This is a genomic window from Sphingomonas bacterium, assembly GCF_903643065.1.
In the GTDB taxonomy this organism is placed as follows: domain Bacteria; phylum Pseudomonadota; class Alphaproteobacteria; order Sphingomonadales; family Sphingomonadaceae; genus Sphingomonas.
The window spans coordinates 1-3,006 of record NZ_CAHJWX010000388.1; the positions used below are offsets into that span (position 1 = coordinate 1).

Below are 3,006 nucleotides of genomic sequence, written 5' to 3' on the forward strand. Positions count from 1 at the left end.
CCGGCCGCGCCCGCGCCCGACCAGGACGCGATCGTCAAGGCCGCCGCCGACGCGATCCGCGCGCAGCTCCTGGTCCGCACCTATCGCGTGCGTGGCCATTACGCCGCCCAGCTCGATCCGCTGGGCCTCGTCAAGCGCGACCTGCCCGAGGACCTGCGCACCGAGTGGCACGGCTTTTCCGAAGGCGACATCGACCGGCCCGTCTATCTGGGCGGCACGCTCGGCCTCCAATGGGCGACGGTGCGCGAGCTGGTCGACACGCTGCGCGCCAATTACTGCGGCGCGGTCGGCCTGGAATACATGCACATCGCTGATGTCGACGAGCGCCGCTTCCTGCAGGACCGCATGGAGGGCAAGGACAAGGGCGTCGATTTCACCCCGCAGGGCAAGAAGGCGATCCTCGCCAAGGTCATCGAGGCCGAGCAGTGGGAGAAGTTCTTGGGCCGCAAATATGTCGGCACCAAGCGCTTCGGGCTCGACGGCGGCGAGAGCATGATCCCCGCGCTCGAATCCGTCATCAAATATGGCGGCCAGACGGGCGTGCGCGAGATCGTGTTCGGCATGGCGCATCGCGGCCGGCTCAACGTGCTCGCCAACGTGATGGGCAAGCCGCTGCGCGTCATCTTCCACGAATTCTCCGGCGGCAGCGCCAATCCGGAGGATGTCGGTGGCTCGGGCGACGTCAAATACCATCTCGGCACCTCGACCGACCGCGAGTTCGACGGCCATCACGTCCATCTGTCGCTGGTCGCCAATCCGTCGCACCTGGAGGCCGCCGATCCGGTGGTGCTGGGCAAGTGTCGCGCGATCCAGACCATCGCCGGCGACCTGAAGGATCACGCCGCGTCGCTCCCCGTGCTGATCCACGGCGACGCCGCGATGGCGGGGCAGGGGATCGTGTGGGAGTGTTTCGGCTTCTCCGGTATCCGGGGCTACAACACCGGCGGCTGCGTCCACTTCATCATCAACAACCAGATCGGCTTCACCACCTCGCCGCAATTCGCGCGCTCGTCGCCCTATTCGTCGGACGTCGCCAAGGGCGTCCAGGCGCCGATCTTCCACGTCAACGGCGACGATCCGGAGGCGGTGACCTTCGCGACCAAGATGGCGATCGAGTATCGTCAGCGCTTCCACCGCGACGTCGTCATCGACATGTGGTGCTATCGCCGGTTCGGCCACAACGAGGGCGACGAGCCCGGCTTCACCCAGCCGCTGATGTACAAGGCGATCCGCGATCACGCCCCCGTCAGCGAGATCTATGCGCGCCGCTTGGTGGGGCAAAAGGTGATCGACCAGGCCTGGGTCGACGACAACGTCCAGCAATACACCACGCTGCTCGATGGCGAGTTCGAGGCGGGCGCCGCGTACAAGCCCAATCGCGCCGACTGGTTCGCCGGCCGCTGGTCCGGCCTGCACGCCCCGGCCGATGCGGAGACGGCGCGCCGCAGCGTCGACACGGGGATCGAGCCCAAGCTGTTCGACGCGCTCGGCCGCATGCTGACGACGGTGCCCGAGGGGCTGACGATCCACAAGACGCTCGCCCGCGTGCTCGACGCCAAGCGCGAGATGTTCCGGTCGGGCACCGGCTTCGACTGGGCGACCGGCGAGGCGCTCGCGTTCGGCGCGCTGCTCGCCGAAGGTCACGGCGTCCGCCTGTCGGGCCAGGACTCCGGGCGCGGCACCTTCTCGCAGCGCCACGCCGTGTGGGTCGACCAGACCGACGAGCATAAATACGTGCCGCTGGGCACCAGCGAGCATGGCCGGTTCGAGGTGCTGGACAGCCCCTTGTCCGAATATGGCGTGCTCGGCTTCGAATATGGCTACGCGCTCGCCGACCCCAAGACGCTGGTGATGTGGGAAGCGCAGTTCGGCGACTTCGCCAATGGCGCGCAGATCATGATCGACCAGTTCATCGCGTCGGGCGAATCCAAGTGGCTGCGCGCCAACGGCCTCGTCATGCTGCTGCCGCATGGCTATGAGGGGCAGGGGCCGGAACACTCGTCCGCCCGCCCCGAACGCTTCCTGCAGCTCTGCGCGCAGGACAACATGCAGGTGGCGAACTGCACCACGCCGGCGAACTACTTCCACCTGCTGCGCCGGCAGATGCACCGCACCTTCCGCAAGCCGCTGGTGGTGATGACGCCCAAGTCGCTGCTGCGACACAAGCTGGCGGTCAGCCAGGCGGCGGATTTCCAGGCCGACAGCCACTTCCAGCGCCTCCTCTCCGATCCGAACGGCGCGGCGGACGACGCGACCAGGCGCCTGGTCCTGTGCACCGGCAAGGTCGCCTATGACCTGATGGAGGCGCGCGACGCGGCCGGCGGCGGGCAGACGCAGATCGTCCGCGTCGAGCAGCTCTATCCCTTCCCGGTCGAGGCGCTGGCCGCCCGGTTGCGGCGGATGACGGCGCTGGAGGAAGTGGTCTGGGCGCAGGAGGAGCCGCGCAACCAGGGCTATTGGACCTTCGTCGAGCCGTGGATCGAGGAAGCGCTCGGCCAGGTGGATGGCGCGGTCCGGCGCGCGCGCTATGCCGGCCGCGCCGCCGCCGCCTCGCCCGCCACCGGTCTGATGAAGCGCCACCAGCTGGAGCAGGGCGCGCTCGTCGCCGACGCGCTCGGCCATTCGGTGCGCGACGAGGTCCGCCGCAGCCGCGAGAGCGACAAGAAGCCGGGCAAGGCAGGCGCCTGACGTCCAATGAGGCTTGGCGTCCAATGAGGGTAGTGTGATGGCAATCGAAGTTCTGGTCCCCACGCTGGGTGAATCGATCACGGAGGCGACGCTGGGCGAATGGCTCAAGCAGCCCGGCGACCGGGTTGCGGCCGACGAGCCGATCGCGTCGCTGGAGACCGACAAGGTCTCGGTCGAGGTGCCATCGCCGGTCGCCGGCACGATGGGCGCGCAGGCGGTGAAGGTCGGCGACACCGTGTCGGTCGGGGCGATGATCGCCACCGTCGAGGCTGGTGGCGCCGCCCCGGCCCAGCCCGCTGCGCCCCAGCCAGCCGCGAC

Annotated in this window: 2 protein-coding genes; both read left to right on the forward strand. The window is 68.7% G+C overall.

Annotation, left to right across the window (positions count from 1 at the left end):
* Nucleotides 1-2,688 (forward strand): 2-oxoglutarate dehydrogenase E1 component (locus HUU95_RS12605; protein ID WP_174280419.1); only part of this gene is annotated, 2,688 nt, incomplete at its 5' end.
* Between the two features lie 37 nt (nt 2,689-2,725).
* Nucleotides 2,726-3,006: biotin/lipoyl-containing protein (locus HUU95_RS12610; protein ID WP_302480128.1), on the forward strand; the 281-nt coding region annotated here is incomplete at its 3' end.